Source organism: Microbacterium sp. Gd 4-13 (assembly GCF_003095395.1).
Lineage (GTDB): Bacteria > Actinomycetota > Actinomycetes > Actinomycetales > Microbacteriaceae > Microbacterium.
On the sequence record NZ_QEIJ01000001.1, the window covers coordinates 810,618 to 832,242 of the forward strand.

19 protein-coding genes are annotated in these 21,625 nt (G+C 70.2%); 16 read left to right on the forward strand and 3 right to left on the reverse strand.

Translation table 11 applies throughout. The features are described from left to right. The first annotated feature begins 40 nt into the window (after positions 1-40). From DEA06_RS03880 to DEA06_RS03930, 11 genes are all read left to right on the forward strand, one after another. Positions 41-1,369 (forward strand): replication-associated recombination protein A, encoded by a 1,329-nt coding sequence (locus tag DEA06_RS03880; RefSeq protein ID WP_240606794.1) that lies wholly within the window; start codon positions 41-43, stop codon positions 1,367-1,369. A gap of 181 nt (positions 1,370-1,550) precedes the next feature. After that, positions 1,551-2,180, forward strand: coding sequence for a 30S ribosomal protein S4 (gene rpsD, locus DEA06_RS03885; RefSeq protein WP_116646592.1), 630 nt, complete (start codon positions 1,551-1,553; stop codon positions 2,178-2,180). Positions 2,181-2,321: 141 nt separating this feature from the next. Further along, on the forward strand, positions 2,322-2,573 hold the full coding sequence (locus DEA06_RS03890) for an ATPase (RefSeq protein ID WP_116646593.1): 252 nt from the start codon (positions 2,322-2,324) through the stop codon (positions 2,571-2,573). Between the two features lie 61 nt (positions 2,574-2,634). Further along, positions 2,635-5,301, forward strand: a complete 2,667-nt coding sequence (gene alaS, locus DEA06_RS03895; RefSeq protein ID WP_116646594.1) for an alanine--tRNA ligase — start codon at positions 2,635-2,637, stop codon at positions 5,299-5,301. 2 nt (positions 5,302-5,303) lie between these two features. Further along, on the forward strand, positions 5,304-5,768 hold the full coding sequence (gene ruvX / locus DEA06_RS03900) for a Holliday junction resolvase RuvX (protein WP_116646828.1): 465 nt from the start codon (positions 5,304-5,306) through the stop codon (positions 5,766-5,768). A 1-nt stretch (position 5,769) separates the two neighbouring features. After that, on the forward strand, positions 5,770-7,242 hold the full coding sequence (mltG, locus tag DEA06_RS03905) for an endolytic transglycosylase MltG (RefSeq protein WP_116646595.1): 1,473 nt from the start codon (positions 5,770-5,772) through the stop codon (positions 7,240-7,242). Continuing rightward, complete coding sequence (locus DEA06_RS03910; RefSeq protein WP_346427021.1) at positions 7,212-8,069, forward strand: shikimate dehydrogenase; 858 nt, start codon at positions 7,212-7,214, stop codon at positions 8,067-8,069. Before mltG ends, DEA06_RS03910 begins: the two co-directional genes overlap by 31 nt. A gap of 4 nt (positions 8,070-8,073) precedes the next feature. Then, entirely contained in the window at positions 8,074-9,303 is a 1,230-nt protein-coding gene (gene aroC / locus DEA06_RS03915; RefSeq protein WP_116646597.1) for a chorismate synthase, read from the forward strand. After that, a complete protein-coding gene (locus DEA06_RS03920) occupies positions 9,287-9,817 on the forward strand; it encodes a shikimate kinase (protein ID WP_116646598.1) in 531 nt (176 codons plus the stop codon). Before aroC ends, DEA06_RS03920 begins: the two co-directional genes overlap by 17 nt. Further along, complete coding sequence (gene aroB, locus DEA06_RS03925; RefSeq protein WP_116646599.1) at positions 9,814-10,890, forward strand: 3-dehydroquinate synthase; 1,077 nt, start codon at positions 9,814-9,816, stop codon at positions 10,888-10,890. Before DEA06_RS03920 ends, aroB begins: the two co-directional genes overlap by 4 nt. A gap of 33 nt (positions 10,891-10,923) precedes the next feature. Beyond that, positions 10,924-13,245 (forward strand): FdhF/YdeP family oxidoreductase, encoded by a 2,322-nt coding sequence (locus DEA06_RS03930; RefSeq protein ID WP_116646600.1) that lies wholly within the window; start codon positions 10,924-10,926, stop codon positions 13,243-13,245. 3 nt (positions 13,246-13,248) lie between these two features. Here the strand turns inward: DEA06_RS03930 and DEA06_RS03935 are convergent, their stop codons facing one another. Together DEA06_RS03935 and glp are read right to left on the reverse strand one after the other, a co-directional pair. Further along, positions 13,249-14,109 (reverse strand): NTP transferase domain-containing protein, encoded by an 861-nt coding sequence (locus DEA06_RS03935; protein ID WP_116646601.1) that lies wholly within the window; start codon positions 14,107-14,109, stop codon positions 13,249-13,251. After that, positions 14,106-15,347, reverse strand: a complete 1,242-nt coding sequence (gene glp, locus DEA06_RS03940) for a gephyrin-like molybdotransferase Glp (RefSeq protein WP_346427022.1) — start codon at positions 15,345-15,347, stop codon at positions 14,106-14,108. Before glp ends, DEA06_RS03935 begins: the two co-directional genes overlap by 4 nt. Positions 15,348-15,428: 81 nt before the next feature. Between glp and fdhD the strand changes: the two genes are divergently transcribed. Together fdhD and DEA06_RS03950 are read left to right on the forward strand one after the other, a co-directional pair. Continuing rightward, positions 15,429-16,313: a formate dehydrogenase accessory sulfurtransferase FdhD gene (gene fdhD, locus DEA06_RS03945; RefSeq protein WP_116646602.1), complete on the forward strand. Its 885-nt coding sequence runs from the start codon at positions 15,429-15,431 to the stop codon at positions 16,311-16,313. Further along, complete coding sequence (locus DEA06_RS03950) at positions 16,310-16,768, forward strand: type II 3-dehydroquinate dehydratase (protein ID WP_116646603.1); 459 nt, start codon at positions 16,310-16,312, stop codon at positions 16,766-16,768. The genes fdhD and DEA06_RS03950 overlap by 4 nt, the downstream gene beginning before the upstream one ends. On the opposite strand, the gene DEA06_RS03955 is transcribed toward DEA06_RS03950, so the two are convergent. Continuing rightward, the gene (locus tag DEA06_RS03955; RefSeq protein ID WP_116646604.1) at positions 16,746-17,432 is read right to left on the reverse strand and encodes an HAD family hydrolase; all 687 of its coding nucleotides are present in this window, start codon (positions 17,430-17,432) and stop codon (positions 16,746-16,748) included. The genes DEA06_RS03950 and DEA06_RS03955 overlap by 23 nt on opposite strands. A 181-nt stretch (positions 17,433-17,613) precedes the next feature. On the opposite strand from DEA06_RS03955, the gene efp reads away from it, so the two are divergent. From efp to DEA06_RS03970, 3 genes are read left to right on the forward strand one after another with little or no spacing between them, the layout of a single operon-like run. Then, a complete protein-coding gene (gene efp, locus DEA06_RS03960; RefSeq protein WP_116646605.1) occupies positions 17,614-18,174 on the forward strand; it encodes an elongation factor P in 561 nt (186 codons plus the stop codon). Positions 18,175-18,186: 12 nt separating this feature from the next. Beyond that, positions 18,187-18,597: a transcription antitermination factor NusB gene (gene nusB / locus DEA06_RS03965; RefSeq protein ID WP_116646606.1), complete on the forward strand. Its 411-nt coding sequence runs from the start codon at positions 18,187-18,189 to the stop codon at positions 18,595-18,597. 50 nt (positions 18,598-18,647) lie between these two features. Continuing rightward, positions 18,648-21,620 carry a DEAD/DEAH box helicase gene (locus tag DEA06_RS03970; protein ID WP_240606795.1) on the forward strand — a complete coding sequence of 991 codons (2,973 nt, stop codon included), beginning with the start codon at positions 18,648-18,650 and terminating at the stop codon, positions 21,618-21,620. The last annotated feature ends 5 nt before the right edge of the window (positions 21,621-21,625 follow it).

A 21,625-nucleotide genomic window follows, 5' to 3' on the forward strand; every position in this document is an offset into this window, starting at 1 on the left:
CAGCGGAACCGATGTCGTCTGTCGCGATTAGCCTTTACCCGTGACTCCCTCCGCAGCCCTGTTCCCCGGGCAGACGCCGTTGGCGGTGCGGATGCGACCGACGAGCCTCGACGAAGTCGCCGGCCAGGGCCACCTTCTTCGGCCCGGCTCACCCCTCGTCACACTGGCCTCCTCAGACGCGTCGAGCCCGGGCACCGCGGCCTCGGTGATCCTGTGGGGTCCTCCGGGCACCGGCAAGACCACGCTCGCCCAGGCGATCGCCCGGTCGTCGGGTCGACGCTTCGTCGAGCTGTCAGCGGTGACGGCGGGTGTGAAAGACGTGCGCGAGGTCATGCAGGAGGCCTTGACCCAGCGCGACCTCTACGACTCGTCGACGATCCTCTTCCTCGACGAGATCCACCGCTTCACGAAGGCGCAGCAGGATGCCCTGCTCCCCGGCGTCGAGAACGGCTGGGTCGTCCTGATCGCGGCGACGACCGAGAATCCGTCGTTCTCGGTCATCTCGCCGTTGCTCTCCCGATCGCTCCTGCTCACCCTCCGACCGCTCGAAGACGACGACCTCGCGGGGCTCGTCGACCGCGCGGTCAGCGACCCCCGGGGGCTCGCAGGCTCCGTGGTGCTCGACGACGACGCGCGCAGCGCCCTCGTGCGCTTGGCCTCGGGCGACGCACGGCGCGCCCTCACAGCGCTCGAGGCCGCAGCATCCGTCGCCCTCGACACCGACGACGCCGAACCCGCCATCACCGCCGATCACATCGCGCAAGCCGTCGACCGTGCCCTCCTGCGGTACGACCGGCAGGGCGATGAGCACTACGACGTCATCAGCGCCTTCATCAAATCGATCCGCGGATCCGATGTCGATGCCGCGATGCACTACCTCGCGCGGATGGTCGAGGCGGGGGAAGACCCCCGGTTCATCGCGCGCCGTCTGGTCATCTCCGCTGCGGAAGACATCGGCCTCGCCGACCCGCAGGCACTCCAGATCGCGATCGCCGCCGCCGACGCCGTCGCATTCATCGGCATGCCGGAAGGGCGCATTCCCCTGGCCGAAGCGACCGCCTACCTCGCCACGACGGCGAAATCGAACGCGGCCTACAACGCGATCAACAGCGCGATCGCCGATGTGCGCGCCGGCGGTTTCGGTCGTGTGCCCCCGCATCTGCGCGACGCGCACTACCCGGGTGCGAAGCGTCTCGGCCACGGCAAGGGCTACCTGTATCCCCACGACAGCGACATCGGCATCGTGACGCAGCAGTACCTGCCCGACGAGCTGCGCGGGCGTCGCTACTACGACCCGACCACGCACGGGCAGGAGCGCGACATCTCTGCGCGCCTGGCCAAGATCCGCCGCATCGTCGACGGGGAATGAGGCGAGAAGGTCGTTACAGCCCCGTCTGTTAGGCTTGATCGGCTCGAAACACAGTTTTCGGGCATCCCCTTCTTCCTTGATCACCTGCAGGTACGCCCCGACGTGCGCACCGGCAGGGCGGGAGCGGGTGATACGTCCGTGAGCTGCGAGATGCGCGGCCACGTCCCAGAAGGAGTTCTTCGTGCCTACGAAGTCCCAGGACCGCCGCAAGGTCCGTATGTCCCGAGCGCTCGGTATCGCGCTCACCCCGAAGGCCGCCCGCTACCTCGAGAAGCGTCCCTACGCTCCCGGCGAGCACGGCCGCACCAAGCGCAAGACCGACAGCGACTACGCCGTCCGGCTGCGCGAGAAGCAGCGTCTTCGCGAGCAGTACGGCATCCGCGAGAAGCAGATGCGCAACGCCTTCAACGAGGCGCGCCGCACCCAGGGCCTGACGGGTGAGAACCTCGTCGAGCTCCTCGAGATGCGTCTGGACGCCCTCGTCCTGCGTTCGGGCTTCGCCCGCACCACGGCGCAGGCACGCCAGCTCGTCGTGCACCGCCACATCCTGGTCGACGGCCAGACGGTCGACCGCCCGTCGTTCCGCGTGAAGCCGGGTCAGCTCATCCACGTCAAGACCAAGAGCGAAGGCCTCGAGCCCTTCCAGGTCGCAGCCGCCGGCGGCCACGCCGAGGTGTTGCCCCTGGTTCCGGGATACATCGAGGTCGACCTCACCACGCTGCAGTCGCGCCTCGTGCGCCGCCCGAAGCGTGCCGAGGTGCCCGTGACGTGTGACGTGCAGCTCGTCGTCGAGTACTACGCGGCGCGCTAAGCGCCACGAAGTACGGCGCGCTCAGCGCCACGCAGCGTTTTCGCTCAGAAGGGCGTCGGGGGTCACCCCGGCGCCCTTCCGCGTCTGCGCACTACGATGAAAAGAGAGCCGTGCTCGCGGCCCTCGCAAGGAAGTGGTGACATGAAGACCTTCGTCTGGTTCGTGCTGGGCATCGCCGGCGGCTTCGTCGTCGCACATCTGGTGAACAAGGATCCGCGCGGTCACGAGCTGCTCTCGCAGGTGGACGCCCGGATCGGCGAGTTCACCGACCGCATCGGCGACGCGTACCGCGACCAGGAAGCGCAACTGGTCGACCTCGTCGCCGAGGCCAAAGACGCGGCATCCGATGCGGCCGAGGCCGCCAAGAACGCCACCGCCAAGCTCACCGACTGAACCGTCGCCGCCGACGCCCATCTCGGGCGCGCACGATCCTGCCCTCCGGAGACCCCATCCCATGAAGACCGCCGACATCGCTCAGCGCTATCTCGATTACTTCGAGAAGAACGACCACACCATCGTCCCGTCGGCTTCCCTCGTCAGCGACGACCCGTCGATCCTCTTCACGATCGCCGGCATGGTGCCGTTCATCCCCTACCTCACCGGGGTCGTGCCGGCGCCGTACCCGCGTGCCGCCGACGTGCAGAAGTGCATCCGCACCAACGACATCGAAGAGGTCGGCAAGACCGCTCGGCACGGCACCTTCTTCCAGATGATGGGCAACTGGTCGTTCGGCGACTACTTCAAAGAGGGGGCGATCTCCTACGCGTGGGAGCTGCTGACCTCCGCCGAGTCCGACGGCGGCCTCGGGTTCGCCGAACGCGACCTGTGGGTCACCGTCTACGAAGACGACGACGAGGCCGCCGCACTCTGGCAGAAGGTGGCCGGGCTCCCCGCGTCGCGCATCCAGCGTCTCGGCCGCGAAGACAACTACTGGACCACCGGCCAGCCCGGACCCGCCGGCCCCTGCTCCGAGATCTACTTCGACCGTGGCCCCAAGTACGGCCGCGACGGCGGCCCGGTCGCCGATGACAACAGGTTCACCGAGATCTGGAACCTCGTCTTCATGCAGTACGCGATCAACAACGTGCGCTCGAAGGTCGACTTCGATGTCGTCGGCGAGCTGCCGAAGAAGAACATCGACACCGGTATGGGTCTCGAGCGCGTCGCGTTCATCAAGCAGGGCGTCGAGAACATGTACGAGATCGACCAGGTGCGCCCGGTGCTCGACCGCGCGGTCGAGCTGTCGGGCCGGAAGTACGGCGCCGTGCACGAGGACGACGTCCGCTTCCGCGTCATCGCCGACCACGTGCGCTCGTCGCTCATGCTGCTCTCCGACGGCGTCACGCCCTCGAACGAGGGGCGCGGCTACATCCTCCGCCGCCTCATGCGCCGCTCCGTGCGTTCCATGCGCCTGCTCGGCGTCGAGGGTGCGACCTTCCCCGAGCTGTTCGCCGCGTCGCGCGACGCGATGAAGGACGCCTACCCGATCGTCTCCGACGACTGGTCGCGGATCGCCCCCTACGCCTATGCCGAGGAGGAGACCTTCCTGCGCACGCTCGCCTCGGGGTCGACCATCCTCGATCTCGCGGTCTCCCAGACGAAGGATGCGGGCGGTTCGGCCATCACCGGATCCGAGGCGTTCCTGCTGCACGACACCTACGGGTTCCCCGTCGACCTCACCCTCGAGGTCGCCGAGGAGGCCGGCCTGACGGTCGACCGCGCCGCGTTCGACGCGCTCATGCAGGAGCAGCGTCAGCGCGCGAAGGACGATGCCAAGTCGCGCCGCCGCGCGATCGCCGACCACACGGTCTACCGCGACTTCCGCGCTCTCGGTGAGACCGTCTTCACGGGCTACACCGACCTGCAGACGCCCTCGACGATCCTCGGCGTGCTCGTCGACGGGGTGTCGGTCGACCGAGCCCGGGAGGGACAGATCGCCGAGGTCATCCTCGCCGAGACCGCGCTGTACGCGGAGTCCGGCGGTCAGGTCGCCGACAAGGGCGTCATCGTCGGACCCGGGTACGAGCTCGACGTGATCGATGTGCAGAAGCCGGTGCCGGGTCTCGTGAGCCACACCGTCGAGGTGACGGTCGGCGAGGTCGCCACGGGGCAGCCCGCGACCAGTGTCGTCGACGCCGTGAACCGCCGGGCCGCGCGTCAGGCCCACTCGGCCACGCATCTCGTCCACGCGGCTCTGCGCGACACGCTCGGCAAGAGCGCGACCCAGTCGGGCTCGCTGAACCGCGCCGGATACCTGCGCTTCGACTTCAACTGGGGTCAGGCTCTGTCGCCCGAGACCCGTTCGGAGATCGAGGAGATCGCGAACAACGCCGTGCACGACAACCTCGAGGTCACCACTCGCGTGATGTCGCTCGACGAGGCCAAGGAAGCCGGCGCCATGGCGCTGTTCGGCGAGAAGTACGGGCAGACCGTGCGGATGGTCGACATCGGCGGCCCCTGGTCGCGCGAGCTCTGCGCCGGCACGCACGTCGGGTCCAGCGCCGAGGTCGGCCTCATCAACCTTGTCGGCGAGTCGTCGGTGGGCGCATCCAACCGCCGTGTCGAGGCCCTCGTCGGGCAGGACGCGTTCCGTGAACTCGCGGCCGAGCGTGCGATCGTCTCGCAGCTGACGGGTTCGCTCAAGACTCCGCGCGACCAGCTGCCCGCGAAGATCGCAGAGCTGGCGGCGAGCCTCAAGGCCGCGGAGAAGAAGATCGCCGCCTTCGAGTCGCGCGCCCTCGCCGACCGCCTGCCGCAGCTGGTCGACACGGCCGTCGCCGCGGGTTCCGTGCGTGTCGTCGCGCAGTCGCTCGGCACGGCCGCGACCGCCGACGACGTCCGGTCGCTGGCCCTGCAGGTGCGTGACCGCCTCGGCTCGGAGCCCGCTGTGGCCGCTCTCGGCGCGCTCGTCGGCGATCGTGTCGCCGTCGTCGTCGCGACGAACGATGCCGCTCGCGCCCGCGGGGTCAAGGCCGGCGCCCTGGCGAAGGCCGCGGCAGCTGCGCTCGGCGGTGGCGGCGGCGGGCGTGACGACGTCGCTCAGGGCGGTGGGACGGATGCTGCGGCACTGCCGGGCGCCCTGGAAGCCATCGTGTCGGCGGTGAGGACGACCGCCGCGTGACCTTGCGTCGCGGCGTGCGCCTCGGGGTCGATGTCGGCCGCGCGAGGGTCGGCGTCGCACGCAGCGATCCCGACGCGCTCCTCGCGGTGCCCGTCGAGACCGTGGCGCGCGTCGGCACCCCCATTGCTCGGATCGTGGAGATCGCGAGCGAGTACGACGCGATCGAGATCCTCGTCGGCCTGCCGGTCAGTCTGAACGGCGGCGAGACGGCATCGACGGCGGATGCGCGAGCGTTCGCCGACGAGCTCGCGGCGGCGTGCGCCCTTCCGATACGGCTCGTCGACGAGCGGCTCAGCACCGTCACCGCGCACGACGCACTCCGACGGTCTGGGCGTTCTCAGCGAAAGTCTCGTAGCATTGTCGACCAGGTCGCCGCCGTTGTCCTTCTGCAACAGGCGCTCGATGTCGAGAGACAGTCCGGCAACCCGGCCGGAACCGCCGTAGCTTCGGGACAGGAGCCCGCCTGACATGCCCGATAACTCTTCCCCGTTCGACGACCCGCTCGCCGATCTGTACGGAAAACTGCCCGATCCGCGCCGCGACCGGGGCGATGCGTCCGCCCCCGACGGCACCCCGACATCGCGCCGTGCCGCGCGCGCTGCGCGAGGGGACACGGGGCCGACCGACGCTCACCCGCCGATCACCCGCCCGCCGGCGCAGCCGGTGGCGGCTCCTCGCGCGGCCGCCCAGGGCGGATCGACGGGAACGCAGACCCAAACGCGTCCGGCTCCGCCGATCCCGCGCCCCGAACCGGGCGCTGCGAGCTCGGCGCCCGCAGCGGGGACCCTCGACGACCTGTTCACCGGTCGCCGCAGCACCGACGAGCTGGGATCGACGCCGCCGCCGAAGGAGCGTCGCAAGCGCCGGGTCGGGGGCTGGATCGCCCTCGCGATCGTCGTGATCATCATCGGGGGCATAACCCTCGGCGGGTTCTGGGCCGTGAACACCTTCGGCGCTCAGATCCAGGGGATGTTCGCGCCCGACGAGCGCGAGGACTTCGAACCCGGCCTCGCGCAGGGCGAGGCGACGATCACGATCGTCAGCGGCGATGCGGGACCACAGGTCTCGCAGAAGCTGTACGACGCCGGCGTGACCAAGGCGCCGACGTCGTTCTACGACTACCTGATCGATACATCGACCGCCTTCACCTTCCAACCGGGCGTCTTCCGCTTCCAGCAGCAGATGTCGTCCGACGCCGTGCTCGCGGCCTTCCGCAATCCGGAGAACCACCTCACCAACACCGTGACGGTGCCCGAGGGGCTCACGGTGCAGCAGACGATCGCACGGACCGCCGACCTCACCGAGATTCCGCTGGCCGACCTGGAAGCGGCAACGGCCGACCCGGCCGTCTACGGCATCTCTGCGACCAACCTCGACGGATGGTTGTTCCCGGCGACTTACACGTTCGACCCGGGCACGACGGCGTCGGCGGCCATCACGCAGATGGTCGACCGTGCCAAGCAGGCCCTGGACGATGCCGGCGTGGCGGAGGCGGACCGCAATCGGGTGCTGACCATCGCCTCGATTATCCAGCGCGAGGCCCGCTTCCAGGCCGACTTCTTCAAGGTCTCGCGTGTCATCGAGAACCGTCTCGACCCCGCCAACCAGGAGACGTTCGGCAAGCTGCAGATGGACTCGACCGCCCAGTACGGTTACGGCGAACTGCACGCGGGCACGGCCAGCTCGTCGGAGGAGGCCCTCAACGACCCGAACCCGTGGAACACGTACGTGAACGCGGGGCTTCCCGTCGGGCCTATCTCCAACCCCGGCGACCTCGCGATCCAAGCGGCGCTCAACCCCGAGCCCGGACCGTGGTTGTACTTCGTGACGGTCAACCTCGACACGGGCGAGACGCTGTTCACGACGACCTATGCCGAGCACCAGGCGGGCGTCAACCAGTGGATCCAGTGGTGCCGCGACAACCCCGACTCGGGATGCTGACCGGCACGAAACTCGCGGTGTGGGGCGACCCGGTCGCCCACAGCATGTCGCCGCGCCTGCACGCGGCGGCATACCGCGTGCTCGGTCTCGACTGGGAGTACGACCGACGGCGGGTCGACGAGGCGTCGTTCGACGACGTCCTCGCCGGTCTCGACGACGGATGGCGCGGACTCTCGCTCACGATGCCGCTCAAGCGTGCTGCCGCAGCATCCGCTCGCTCGCTGGACGAGCGCGCGCGACTGACGGGAGCGGTGAACACCCTGCTGCTCACCGAGGACGGCCCGCACGGCTTCAACACCGACGTCGGGGGACTGGTCGCGACCATCCACGAGCAGGGCGTCGACGAGGTGCCGTTCGGACGCATCCTCGGCGCCGGCGCCACGGCGGGATCGGCTCTGGTCGCTCTGGCGGAACTCGGCGCGCGTCGGGTCGACGTGATCGCCCGTCGGCCGGAGGCTGCGGCCCCCCTCGTCGCCCTGGGCGAAGCGCTCGGCGTCGACGTCGAGCCCGCGGATTTCACGCGGGCTCCCTCGCCGGACGCCACCGTGACCATCGCGACACTCCCGGGCGGAACCGATCTCGGCGAGAGCGCCCAGCCGTTCGCCGCGCTCGGCGGCCTGCTCGTCGACGTCGTGTACGGGTCATGGCCGTCGCCGCTCGCCACGACATGGGAGCGCGACGGCGGCCGGGCGATCTCAGGACTCGGGATGCTGCTGCATCAGGCCGTCCTGCAGGTTCGCGTGTTCGTCTCCGGCTCGACCGGGATCGCGCTGACCGACGAGCCCCGGGTGCTGGCGGCGATGCGCGAAGCGGTCATGGGAGACTAGGGGAATGCTCCGCGTGCTCACTGCCGGCGAATCGCACGGCCCCGAACTCGTCGCCATCATGGAGGGTCTGCCCTCCGGCGTCCCCATCTCGCTCGCCGCGATCCGCGCCGACCTCGCCCGTCGCAAGCTCGGCTACGGCCGCGGCTCGCGCATGAAGTTCGAGGAGGACGAGCTGAACGTCTCGTCCGGCGTCGTGCACGGTCTGAGTCTCGGCAGCCCGATCGCCATCCGCATCGGCAACACCGAGTGGCCCAAATGGGTCGAGGTGATGAACCCCGAGCCGATCGAACTGACCGAGAAGTCCCGCGGCCGCGGCGCCGCGCTCACCCGTCCGCGCCCCGGTCACGCCGACCTGGTGGGCATGCAGAAGTACGACTTCGACGAGGCGCGCCCGATCCTCGAGCGCGCGAGCGCCCGAGAGACCGCCGCCCGCGTCGCGCTGGGCGCCCTCGCTCGGGCGTTCCTGTCGGAGTTGGGCATCCGGCTCGTCAGCCACACGGTGTCCATCGGCACCGTGGCGGTTCCGGAAGGCGCGGCGTTCCCGGCCCCCGACGACGTCGATGCCCTCGATGCCGACCCGTTGCGCTGCTTCGACGCGGCGACGAGCGAGCGCATGGTCGCCGAGGTCGACGCCGCGAAGAAGGACGGCGACACACTCGGCGGCATCGTCGAGGTGCTCGCCTACGGCCTGCCGCCCGGAGTCGGATCGCACGTGCACTGGGACCGCCGCCTCGACGGCAAGCTCGCCCAGGCGCTCATGAGCATCCAGGCCATCAAGGGCGTCGAGGTCGGCGACGGCTTCCTCACCACGACCCGCCGCGGATCCGAGGCGCACGACGAGCTCTTCACCACCGACGACGGGATCACCCGGTCGACCGATCGCGCCGGCGGAACCGAGGGCGGCATGTCCACCGGCACCGTGCTGCGCGTGCGGGCCGGCATGAAGCCGATCGCCACGGTGCCCCGTGCCCTCCGCACCGTCGACGTCGCCACGGGCGAGACCGCGGCCGCGCACCACCAGCGCTCCGACGTCTGCGCCGTCCCGGCCGCCGGCGTGGTCGCCGAGGCGATGACCGCGATCGTGCTCGTCGACGTCGTGCTCGAGAAGTTCGGGGGCGACAGCGTCGGCGAAACCCGTCGCAACATCGAGACCTACCTCGCCCACTTACCGACGACCCTCCGCACCACCGCCGACAGCGACGCGTCGCTGGCCGCGCATGACCTCGTCGGCTGAGGCGCTCGTTCTGATCGGCCCCATGGGGGCCGGAAAGACGAGCGTCGGCCGACGGGTCGCGAAGGCCCTCGGCACCACGTTCACCGACACCGACATCGCGCTCGTGCGCGAGCACGGCCCGATCCCGCAGATCTTCTCCGAACACGGCGAAGAGCACTTCCGACGGATCGAGCGCGATGCCGTCCGCGCGTCACTCGTGTCCGGCGGAGTGGTCTCCCTCGGCGGGGGAGCGATCCTCGACCCCGAGACGCGCGACGACCTCCGCGCGCACCGCGTGGCGCTTCTGACCGTCCAGCCGCGGGTGGTGGCCGCGCGCCTGCGCGACGACTCCCGCCCGCTGCTGGCGGGCGACGACGCGATGCGTCGCTGGACGGCGATCTACACCGAGCGCCGCCCCCTGTACGAGGAGGTGGCCGACGCCACCTTCGACACGAGTTCGGGCCCGCTGCAGGCGGTCGTCGACGCGATCGCGGCCTGGGCACGTACCCCCACCCCCACCGAGGAGCACGCATGACCGACCTCACCACGATCTCCGTCGCCGGCGCCGCCCCCTACGACGTCACCATCGGCCGCGGCATCCTCTCGGGCCTCGGCGACGTGCTCCCGCCCGACGCCCGCAAGGTGCTCATCATCCATGCGCCGACGCTCGCCGAGAAGGCGGAGGAGTTGCGTCAGCAGCTCGTCGGAGACCGCGAAGTGCTGCTGGCAGAGATCCCCGATGCCGAGCAGGGCAAGCGCATCGAGGTGGCGGCGTTCTGCTGGCAGATCCTCGGAAAGTCGGACTTCACCCGCACCGACGTCGTCGTGGGCTTCGGAGGAGGCTCGGTCACCGACCTCGCCGGCTTCGTGGCCGCCACATGGCTTCGCGGCGTCGCCGTCGTCCAGGTGCCGACCACGGTCCTGGCCATGGTCGACGCGGCCGTCGGCGGCAAGACCGGTGTCAACACCGCCGAGGGCAAGAACCTCGTGGGGTCGTTCTGGCCGCCGCGTGCCGTCGTCTGCGACCTCGATCTGCTCGACTCGCTCTCGCGCAACGAAGCGACCGCCGGCTTCGCCGAGGTCGTGAAGGCCGGATTCATCTGGCACCCCGAGATCCTCGACCTCATCGAGGCCGACCCCGAGGGCGTGGTCGATCCCCGCGGCGATGCGTTCCGCCGGTGCATCAAGCTGGCCATCGACATGAAGGCACGCGTCGTCGGCGAGGACCTGCGCGAGGCGGGACTGCGAGAAGTGCTCAATTACGGCCACACCGTGGGGCACGCGATCGAGCACGCCGAGCGCTACCGCTGGCGTCACGGCGCGGCGATCTCCGTCGGCATGGTGTTCGCCGCAGAACTCTCGCGCCTGGCCGGGCGTCTCCCGGATGCCGTCGCCCAGCGCCACCGCGACGTGCTCGGCGCGCTGGGTCTCCCCGTCAGCTACCGACCGGGCGCGTGGCCGCAGCTGCTCTCGACGATCCAGCGAGACAAGAAGAGCCGCGGCGGAATGCTGCGATTCATCGTGCTGGACGACCTCGCTCGCCCGACCGTGCTGCAGGCGCCCGACGAGTCTCTGCTGTTCGCGGCGTACCAGGAAGTCGCCGGCTGACCTTTTCCCTCTGGACGTAGGTAAGCTCAGGGCATGGCGACGAAGCCCCCCGCACACGACATCGACGAATCCGACGTCACCGTCGGCTCCCGCAAGAAGGTAGCCGTCGGAGTCCCGGCCGTCCTCCATGCCCTGAAGATCTCGGTCGACCAGATGGGCGTCACGCGCTCGGCGCAGACGCTTCTCCGCGTCAATCAGAAGGACGGGTTCGACTGCCCCGGCTGCGCCTGGCCGGAGGAGGATAAGCGCCACATCGCCGAGTTCTGCGAGAACGGCGCGAAGGCGGTCGCCGAGGAGGCGACGGTCAGACGCGTCGACGCCGCGTTCTTCGCGAAGCACTCCGTGGCCGAGCTCAACGAGCACGACGACTGGTGGCTCGGGCAGCAGGGACGACTCACCGAGCCGATGTACCTCGACGAGGGCGCGTCGCACTACCGTCCCATCTCATGGGACGACGCGCTGCAGACTGTCGCTGACGCCCTGCGCGAGCTCGACGATCCGAACGAGGCGATCTTCTACACCTCGGGGCGCACGTCCAACGAGGCGGCATTCCTCTACCAGCTCCTGGTGCGAGGGACCGGCACCAACAACCTGCCCGACTGCTCGAACATGTGCCATGAGTCCAGCGGTTCTGCGCTCGTGGAGACGATCGGTATCGGCAAGGGGACCGTCTCCCTCGACGACATCCACCGCGCCGACCTGCTCATCGTGGCCGGCCAGAACCCCGGAACGAACCACCCACGGATGCTCAGCGCGCTCGAGAAGGCGAAGCAGAACGGCGCCACGATCATCGCGGTGAACCCGCTGCCCGAGGCGGGGCTCATGCGCTTCGAGAACCCGCAGACCCCACGCGGGGTGCTGCTGGGCGGCACGAAGCTCGCCGACGAGTTCGTGCAGATCCGCCTCGGCGGAGACCAGGCTCTGTTCCAGGCGATCGCCAAGCACCTCTTCGAGGTGGAGGGGGAGCGCGGCGGGGTGCTCGACCGTCCGTTCATCGAGCGCCACACGAGCGGATTCGACGACTTCGAACGCGCGATGGCGAATGCATCGTGGGGCGAGTTCGAGACCGCGACCGGGATCGACGAGAAGGAGCTCCGCCGCATCGCCGAGATCGTGCGCGGCTCGACGTCGACCATCGTCTGCTGGGCGATGGGGCTCACCCAGCACAAACACTCCGTTCCCACCCTCCGCGACGTGGTCAACCTCCTTCTGATGCAGGGCAACCTCGGGCGTGCCGGCGCCGGGCTGTGTCCCGTGCGAGGACATTCCAACGTGCAGGGCGACCGCACGATGGGCATCTACGAGAAGCCGCACGAGGGCTTCCTCGCCTCGCTCGACGAGGAGTTCGACTTCTACGCCCCGCGTGAGCACGGCTACGACACCGTCGAGGCGATCCGGGCGATGCGCGACGGCAAAGCCCGTGTGTTCATGGCGATGGGCGGCAACTTCGTCAGCGCGACACCCGACACCCTCGTGACGGAAGCGGCCATGCGCTCGGTCGATCTGACGGTGCAGGTCTCGACCAAGCTCAACCGCTCCCACGCGGTGACCGGCAAGCGGGCTCTCATCATCCCCACCCTCGGGCGCACCGACCGCGACGTCCGGGGCACCGGAGAACAGCGCGTCACCGTCGAGGACTCCATGAGCGCCGTGCACGGCTCGCGCGGACGCCTACGCCCCCCGGCGGACGACCTGCTGTCGGAGCCCGCCATCCTCGCGCGGATCTGCGATCTCGTCTTCGGCGACCGCGCCGATTCGCCCAATGTGCCCCGCGCCGACTGGCGGCGTCTCGAGAACGACTACACCCTCATCCGGGATCACATCTCCCGCGTCGTGCCGGGCTTCGCCGACTACGAGTCGCGCATCGCCAAGGGGCGCACGTTCGTCCTTCCCAACGGGCCCCGCGATGACCGCACGTTCGCGACACCCGACGGCCTCGCCCACTTCACGGCGAACGCGCTGGAGTATCCGGTGATCCCCGAGGGGCGCGTGCTGCTGCAGACCCTGCGGTCTCACGACCAGTACAACACCACGATCTACGGCAAGGACGACCGCTATCGAGGCGTCCATGGCGGACGCCGCGTCGTCTTCGTGAACCGCGACGACATCGCCGAGCAGGGACTCTCCGACGGTGAGATCGTCGATCTCGTGTCGGAGTGGACCGCACGGGACGGCGCCGTCGAGGAGCGTCGGGCCGAGGCGTTCCGCGTGATCGCCTACGACACGCCCCGGGGGAACGCCGCCGCGTACTACCCCGAGACGAACGTGCTCGTGCCCCTCGACTCGGTCGCCGACACGAGCGGCACACCGACGTCCAAGTCGGTCATCGTTCGCATCGAGCGCCGCACGGTCTGAGGGTCACTCGTCGCCGTGCGCGGCGGCGAGCCGGGTGATCTCGGCCACCGCCGCGCGGACCTGCTCCGGCGAGCCACCCGCGCGACCGGCGACGAGCCCTGCCACGTACGCACTGAATGGGGCGGCCGGGCGTGCGACACCGTTCGCGACGTCTCGGGCGAGATCGAGGATCAGCGAGATCGGCAGGTCGTCCTCGGAGAGGTCGAAGCGGTCGCGGAGCACCGCGGCCCAGGCATCGAGCGCCTCGGGCGGGAGGGTGCGGGAGGACGAGTCGGCCATGGTGGTCTCCGTTCCGGCTGCGACGCGTCGCCGAGCCTCGCGCAGATGATCCCACGTATCCACGTCGGCCGCTGCCGCCGCTCCGGCCTCGATGCGACCCACGCGCAGCCCGTGCACCAGCCGGCGCGCCGGAAGCCCCTCGACGCCGTCGACGAACGTCGCGAGCCGCTCGCCCAGCGCTGCGGTGCGGTAAATGCCCGTGAGCCACTGCTCGCGCCCCTGGTCGTCCACGAGGCAGACGCCGTCGCCGTCGCGACCCGCACCCGTCAGAGCGCGCGCAGCGTCCCGCGGCGAGACGAGGTCGGCCGGCAGCACCAGCACCCAGTCGGCCGTGACGAGCTCCAGCGCGGCCGCGAGCGCCGCGACCGGCCCGCCGAACGGCGGATCCTCGCGCGCCCACCGCACACCGGACACGCCCTCGACGGGCGGACCGACGACCACGATCGCGTCGCAGCCCACCGCGCGCGCCGCATCCACGGCTCGCCCCAGGAGGGTCGAGCCGCCCAGCTGCAGGAGGGGCTTGGCGATGCCGCCCATGCGACTTCCGCGGCCACCGGCGAGAACGATCGCGGCCATCCCCGTCATGACAGCAGCATCACGTCGACGAGGTCGCCGGGCGCGACATCGGGCGACCCGGGCTCGACGACCGCGTAAGCGTCGGCGCGCCCGAGGGCGCCCGCGCGGTGCGCGCCGGAGCCCTCCGCGACGACCGTGGTGACGGTCCACTGCGCTGGATCGTCTCGGATCACCCGCACGGGCACGTACTGGCGCCGTGCCGGGGGAGTGCGCCATCCGGATGCTGCGGGGAGCCGCAGCATCGGGCGATCGAGGCCGGCTCGCCCCTGCAAGCGGAGGAGCGCGGGCCGGACGAACAGCTCGAACGAGACGGCGACGCCGACCGGGTTGCCCGGGAGCCCGAAGAAGAGCGCGCCCCCGGGGAGCGTGCCGAACGCCTGAGGGCGGCCGGGTTGCATCGCGACCGACACGAACCGGATCGAATCCGCGCCGCCGAGCGCGATCTTCACGACCTCGAACGCTCCAGCGCTGACGCCTCCGGAGGTCACGACGACATCCGCGCCCGCCGCACGGGCGCGATCGAGCACGGCCAGGAAGGCTCCGGCTTCGTCGCCGACGCTTTCGCGGAGCACGACGTCGGCGTCGGCCTCCGCCACGAGGTTTGCGAGGAGGGTGGCGTTGGACTCGGGGATCTGTCCTCTGCGCAGAGCCGATCCCAGCGGTCTCAGTTCGTCACCGGTCGACACGACCGCGACCCTCGGAGCGCGCGTGACGCGCACGGCCGAGACGCCGGCGGCCGCCGCCGCACCCATCTGCCAGGCACCGAGACGTTCACCGGCCGGAAGGACGACATCACCCACGGCGATGTCGTCGGCGCGTCTGCGAACGTGCGCGCCGCGAGCACGGGGCGCCGTGACGACGGTCGTGCCACTCAGGGAGTCCGCGAGGCCCGAGCGCGTGGCTTCGAAGGGCACGACCGTGTCAGCGGCGGTCGGCACCGGTGCCCCCGTCATGATCCGAGCGGCCTCGCCCTCGCGCAGCGGCGGGTCGGCATCCGAACCCGCCGGCACGTCGGCGACGACGCGCAGAGAGACCGGCAGGTCGGGCGAGGCGGCGCGCACGTCGGCGAAGCGGACGGCGAAGCCGTCCATCGCCGCGTTGTCCCACAGCGGCAGGTCGAGCGCGGTGACGACGTCGGCGGCGAGCGTGCGACCGGCAGCGACGGCAAGCGGCACCTCGGTCTCCGGCACCCGCCGCACCGCACCGAGCACCTGCGCCCGGTGCTCCGCAACAGTGCGCATGACCATCCCGTCAGCGTATCGACCGCACGACCGGCCGCGGACCCTCGGCGCGTTCTAGGCTGGGGGAAAGAGCCGATGGAGGCGCAAATGGGACGCATCACCGTGCGCAAGCCGATCCTCACGCTGCGCGTGGACGGGGAGGAGCGCCGCCGCCCCGACACGCTCGCCGTGGAGGAGCCCCTCGAGATCCGCATCGGCGGCACGCCGCTCGCCGTCACGATGCGCACGCCCGGCCACGACGTCGAGCTCGCGGCGGGGTTCCTCGTCTCCGAGGCCGTGATCTCTCGTGGCGACGAGTTCTCCGGCGCCATCCACTGCGGCGGTCCCGGTACCGGAGGGGTGGAGAACACCTACAACGTGCTCGACGTCACCCTCGCCCCGGGTGTGCACCCGCCCTCACCCGACCTCGCCCGCTCGTTCTACACGACGAGTTCCTGCGGGGTCTGCGGGAAGGCCTCGATCGACGCCGTCGAGACGGTGTCGAGCTACGACGTCTCCAGCGACCCGGCGACGGTGGAGCTTCCTCTGCTCGCATCGCTGCCCGACCTCCTGCGCGCCCAGCAAGCGGTCTTCGACAAGACCGGCGGACTGCACGCCGCGGGTCTGTTCGACGCCGTGACAGGCGATCTGCTCGTCCTGCGCGAGGACGTGGGTCGTCACAACGCCGTCGACAAGGTCGTCGGGTGGGCCGCCCTCCACGATCGCCTGCCGCTGCGGGGCACCGTGCTGCAGGTCTCCGGCCGCGCGAGCTTCGAACTCGTGCAGAAGGCTGCGATGGCGGGGATCCCGGTTCTCGCCGCGGTCTCCGCGCCCTCGTCGCTCGCCGTCGACCTCGCGGAGGCACGCGGGATCACGCTCGTCGGGTTCTCGCGCGGGCAGTCCCTCAACGTCTACAGCAGAGCCGACCGCATCCTGACCTCGGCACCTGCGCCCGCACCCGTCGACACGCTCGCTGATATGTTGCCCCGGTGACCACCCCTCGACGACTCCTCTTGGTGAACGGCCCGAACCTCAATCTGCTGGGCACCCGCGAGCCCGCCATCTACGGCACCGAGACGCTCGCCGACGTCGAGCGTCTCACCGCCGACACCGCCCGCACGCGGGGCTTCGAGGTGCGTGCCGTGCAGAGCAACCACGAGGGCGTGCTGATCGACGCGATCCACGCGGCCCGCCAGGACTGCGCGGGCATCGTCATCAACCCGGGCGGGCTCACGCACACCTCCGTCGTGCTGCGCGATGCCCTGTCGGGCGTGAACCTCCCCGTGGCCGAGGTGCACATCTCCGACGTCCGCGCCCGCGAGCCGTTCCGCCACCACTCCTACGTCGCCGACGTCGCCGTCGTGCACGTGATCGGCGAGGGCGTCGCGGGGTACGCCCGCGCCGTCACCCTGCTCTGCGACGTCGTCACCGGGCGAGCCGAGGGCTGATCGGGCTCCCGTCGAGCTGGGACAGCAGGTCTGCCGCATCGTCGTAGACGACGAGCGCACCGGCCTCGAGAAGCTCTTCGCGCCCGTACCCGCCGCTGAGGAGCCCGATGCACGCCACGCCGGCGCGCTGCGCTGCGACGACGTCCCACACCGCGTCCCCCACCATGACGGCTCGATCCGCCGGCACGCCCGCGCGCTGCAGAGCGACCTCGATGATGTCGGGGGCGGGTTTGGCGGTCTCGACGTCCTCCGCCGACGTGACGGCGTCGACCGAAGGGGCGACATCCAGCAGATCGAGGAGCACGTCGAGTTCGCGCTGCGGCGCCGACGTGGCGAGCACCACCCGGGCGCCACGCGACGACAGTTCGGCGAGCAACTCCCGTGCCCCCTGAATGGCGCGCAGTCGCCCGGTCATGCTCAGGTACACCCGATTGTGGTGCTCTTTCGCCTGCTCGCCGAGGCGGTCGGCGTCGTCACCGAGCGCGTGGGCGAGCAGGTCAGCGGAGTCCATTCCGATAGCGCGGTGGATCCGCCACACGTCGACGGGGTGTCCGACCGCGACGAACGCCCGGTCCCACGCCTCGACATGGAGATAGTTGGAGTCCACGAGGGTTCCGTCGATGTCGAACAGGACGGCGGTGGATTCGAGTGCGTCGGAGGTCATCCGTCCACCCCATCGCAGACAGGCTCACCGCACGAGGGGGTGGCGGCGGCCGGCCGGGCATGCAGTCCTGAACACGGGCGTCCGTAGCGCTGCGTCCTCGATCCCGTAGAATCGACCCTCGGGCCGCGCTCCGACGAGCGCACCGCCCGCAGACCCTCTTACGAACGGACTCCCCTCAGCCATGGCTTCCACCGCAGATATCAAGAACGGCGTCGTCCTCAACATCGACGGGCAGCTCTGGAGCGTGGTGGAGTTCCAGCACGTCAAGCCGGGCAAGGGCGGCGCATTCGTCCGCACGAAGATGAAGAGCATCATGACCGGCAAGGTCGTCGACCGCACCTATAACGCCGGCGCGAAGATCGACATCGAGAACGTCGACCGCCAGGACTTCACCTACCTGTACAACGACGGTGAAGGCTTCGTCTTCATGAACACCGACGACTACGACCAGATCACGGTGCCCGCCACGATCGTCGGCGACGCGGCCAACTACCTGCTCGAGAACCAGCAGGTCACCCTCGCGACCAACAACGGCAACCCGCTCTACGTCGAGCTCCCCGCGTCCGTGGTGCTCGAGATCACCTACACCGAACCCGGCCTGCAGGGCGACCGCTCGTCGGCGGGCACGAAGCCGGCCACCCTCGAGACCGGTCACGAGATCCAGGTGCCGCTGTTCGTCGAGAACAACACGAAGGTCAAGGTCGACACCCGTACGGGCGACTACCTCGGCCGCGTCAGCTGACGCGCCCTCACGATGAGTGCACGCACGAAGGCCCGCAAGCGCGCCCTCGACATCCTGTTCCAGTCCGACGTCCGCGGTGAAGAACTGCCCGTCATCCTGGCCGCCGAAGCGAAGCGCGCCGCGAACGAGCCCGCCCGCGAGTCGTCCTGGCTGTACGCGCGAGACATCGTCGACGGGATCATCGACCACGGTGACGAGATCGACGAACAGATCGTGACGTTCGCGAAGGACTGGTCGCTCGCGCGTATGCCCGCCGTCGACCGCGCCCTCCTGCGGATCGGCACGTGGGAGGTGCTCTTCAACGACGAGGTCCCCGCCGCGGTGGCCATCGACGAGGCGGTCGAGCTCGCGAAGGAGTTCTCGACCGAGGAGTCGGGCTCGTTCGTCCACGGCGTTCTCGGCCGCATCTCCCGCGCGGGCTGAGACTCGCGCTCCACGGCCGGCCTGTCGGAGGGCCCTGAGAGGATCTCCGCGTGAACGCGCCCTCCGATCGACCGCGTCACGATGACGCATCGCCGCTGTCGTGGCGTGACCTCGTCGCGACCGCCGCGACCTCGGTGCCCGCCCCGCTGGCCCTCGGGGTCGAGCTGCGCCAGCGCGAGCCGCACGACCCGCGTCGCTGGGATCCGCGCAGCATCGACGCGGTGACCCCTCGCGCGCTCGCCCGGCGGCAGGACGAGCTCCAGCTCGCGATACGGCCCCTCACGCGCGGGGCGCGGGGCGGCTGGGTGAAGAAGGACGCCGCCTGGGACGACGTGCGGCGCTCGACGTCGCGCTTCGCTCCCGAGGCCGTGCGATGGTTCACCGAGCTCTTCGCCATCGCGCGCCCCTCCTCCGCCGTGGGCGCATTCTCGTCGGTGTCGGAATGGGTGCCCCTCGGACCGGCGTCATCGTCGCTCCTCTGGATGCACCTGCGCGCCGCCCAACGCGCCGGGGTCGCGCTGGTGACGACGCACCCCCAGCAGTCGATCGCCCTGGCCGACGCGGCGTCGGTCGATGTGCTGGTCGGACCCGAGAGCGGCGGCACGCTGCGCGTCGCTGCACGCGTCGTCGTCGACGGCATCGTCACCGAGGTCTCTCGTGTGCGACCGCTCGGCACGAGCGCGGTCTTCTGTTTCACACTCGACACCGAGGTCATCGGGATCACGATCGCCCCCGCTGTTCTCGACGACACCATGACCGCCCTCCTGGGCGCCCCCGAAGGCGTCGAGGTGCCCGCCCACGAGGCGGTGGAGTTCGTGCGCGATGCCTACCCCCGTCTCGCCCGCCGCACGAGGGTGACGCCGACCGGCGGGCTCGATCCGCCGCCTGCGCCGCGGCCGAGCCTGCGCCTCACTACGGCGTTCGACGAAGATGCCGTGACGTACGCGCTCGAGTGGGTCTACCCGGGGCTCGCGCCCTTCCCGTATCCCGCGGACGAGCACCCCGAGCGCGACGCGGCGGCCGAGGCGGAGCAGGCCGCGGCGGTGACGCTCGCCTGGGCCGGCGCATCCGATCTTCCCTTCGCGGCGGCGAGCACGCTGCGCGGCGCCGACGCGGGCGAATTCTCCACGCAGGTCGTGCCCGCCCTGCAGCAGCTCGACGATATGCGCGTGGAGGTCACGGGCGTGCGACCGTCGGTGCGTGAACTCACGGGCGCCCCGGAGGTCTCGGTCACCACGGTGCCCACCGACGACCCCGACTGGTTCGACCTCGGCGTGATCGTCACCATCGAGGGCCGGTGGGTGCCGCTGGCACCCCTGCTCACCGCTCTCGCGAGGGGGCGGCGACGCATGAGGTTGTCCGATGGCGCGTACTTCTCGCTCGCCCATCCGTCGCTGACACGGCTCAAGGAGCTGCTCGACGAGGCCGCCGCGCTCGACGAGTGGGAGACCGGCGAACGCATCCATCGTCACCAGACCGCGCTGTGGTCGGACTTCGAAGACCTCGCCGACCAGGCGGAGCCCGCCCAGGCGTGGCGACAGCTCGTGCGCGGGCTCGCGTCCACCGACGGCGTCGAGGAGACGAAGGTTCCCGACGGCATCCGGGCAGAACTGCGTGCCTACCAGAAGCGAGGCTTCGACTGGCTGGCCTTCCTCTGGCGCCACCGGCTCGGCGGCATCCTCGCCGACGACATGGGACTCGGCAAGACGCTCCAGGTGCTCGCCCTGCTGCAGCACACGCGAGAGCGGGGGGAGCAGCGCGCGTTCCTCGTCGTCGCCCCGACATCGGTGCTCGCGACATGGCGCGAGGAGGCCGCGCGCTTCGCACCGCACCTCCGTGTGCGCACGATCGGGGCCACCGCGGCCAAGACGGGCAAGACCGTGACGGATGCCGCGTCAGGCGCCGACGTCGTCGTCACGTCGTACGCGATCCTCCGGCTCGATGAGGCGTCCTTCACGCAGCAGCCATGGGCCGGAGTCATCCTCGACGAGGCCCAGTTCGTGAAGAACCCCCAGACCTCGGTCCATCGTGCCGTCCAGAACCTCACGGCCGATATGACGATCGCGCTCACAGGAACCCCGATCGAGAACGGACTGGGCGATCTGTGGGCGCTGTTCTCGCTCACCGCACCGGGACTCTTCCCGTCGGCTCGGCGCTTCCGCGACGAGTACGTCCTCCCGATCGAGAACGCCCGCCGCGACGACCCCTCGGCGAGCGCGCACGGCGCTGAACGTCTCGCGCGCCTGCGTCGCCGCATCCGTCCGCTGATGCTGCGGCGCACCAAGCAGCTTGTCGCCCCCGATCTGCCGCCGAAGCAGGAACAGGATCTGCACATCGATCTGTCGCCCGAGCACAGGGCGCTCTACGACACGGTGCTGCACCGAGAGCGGCAGAAGGTGCTCGGGCTGCTCGACGATCTCGACCGGCATCGCTTCATCGTCTTCCGTTCGCTGACGCTGCTGCGGATGCTGAGTCTGCATCCCGCGCTGATCGACGAGCGCCACGCGCCCATCGGGTCGAGCAAGCTCGACGCGCTGCTCACGCGTCTGACCGAGGTGATCGCCGAAGGGCACCGTGCGCTGGTCTTCAGCCAGTTCACGTCGTTCCTGACGCTGGCGGCCGAGCGCCTCGACGCCGCGGGCATCGCGTATGCGCATCTCGACGGGTCGACCCTGCGGCGCGGGGAGGTGGTGGAGGGATTCCGCTCGGGTGAGGCTCCGGTCTTCCTCATCAGCCTCAAGGCCGGCGGTTTCGGTCTGACCCTGACCGAGGCCGACTACGTGTTCCTGCTCGACCCGTGGTGGAACCCCGCCGCCGAGGCGCAGGCGATCGACCGCGCTCACCGCATCGGGCAGGACCGCCACGTGTTCGTCTACCGCATGCTGGCGTCCAACACGATCGAAGAGAAGGTGCGCCTGCTGCAGCAGCGCAAGTCCGAGCTCTTCGATGCGGTGGTCGACGACGGGGATCTGTTCGCCGAATCGCTCACCGCCGACGACATCCGCGGGCTCCTCGACCTCTGACACGA

Coding starts and splice junctions, on each gene's coding strand:
- DEA06_RS03890 (WP_116646593.1), top strand. CDS start 2,322: ATGAAGACCTTCGTCTGGTTCGTGCTGGGCATCGCCGGCGGCTTCGTC.
- alaS (WP_116646594.1), top strand. CDS start 2,635: ATGAAGACCGCCGACATCGCTCAGCGCTATCTCGATTACTTCGAGAAG.
- mltG (WP_116646595.1), top strand. CDS start 5,770: ATGCCCGATAACTCTTCCCCGTTCGACGACCCGCTCGCCGATCTGTAC.
- aroC (WP_116646597.1), top strand. CDS start 8,074: ATGCTCCGCGTGCTCACTGCCGGCGAATCGCACGGCCCCGAACTCGTC.
- DEA06_RS03920 (WP_116646598.1), top strand. CDS start 9,287: ATGACCTCGTCGGCTGAGGCGCTCGTTCTGATCGGCCCCATGGGGGCC.
- aroB (WP_116646599.1), top strand. CDS start 9,814: ATGACCGACCTCACCACGATCTCCGTCGCCGGCGCCGCCCCCTACGAC.
- DEA06_RS03930 (WP_116646600.1), top strand. CDS start 10,924: ATGGCGACGAAGCCCCCCGCACACGACATCGACGAATCCGACGTCACC.
- DEA06_RS03935 (WP_116646601.1), bottom strand. CDS start 14,109: ATGACGGGGATGGCCGCGATCGTTCTCGCCGGTGGCCGCGGAAGTCGC.
- glp (WP_346427022.1), bottom strand. CDS start 15,347: ATGGTCATGCGCACTGTTGCGGAGCACCGGGCGCAGGTGCTCGGTGCG.
- fdhD (WP_116646602.1), top strand. CDS start 15,429: ATGGGACGCATCACCGTGCGCAAGCCGATCCTCACGCTGCGCGTGGAC.
- DEA06_RS03955 (WP_116646604.1), bottom strand. CDS start 17,432: ATGACCTCCGACGCACTCGAATCCACCGCCGTCCTGTTCGACATCGAC.
- efp (WP_116646605.1), top strand. CDS start 17,614: ATGGCTTCCACCGCAGATATCAAGAACGGCGTCGTCCTCAACATCGAC.
- nusB (WP_116646606.1), top strand. CDS start 18,187: ATGAGTGCACGCACGAAGGCCCGCAAGCGCGCCCTCGACATCCTGTTC.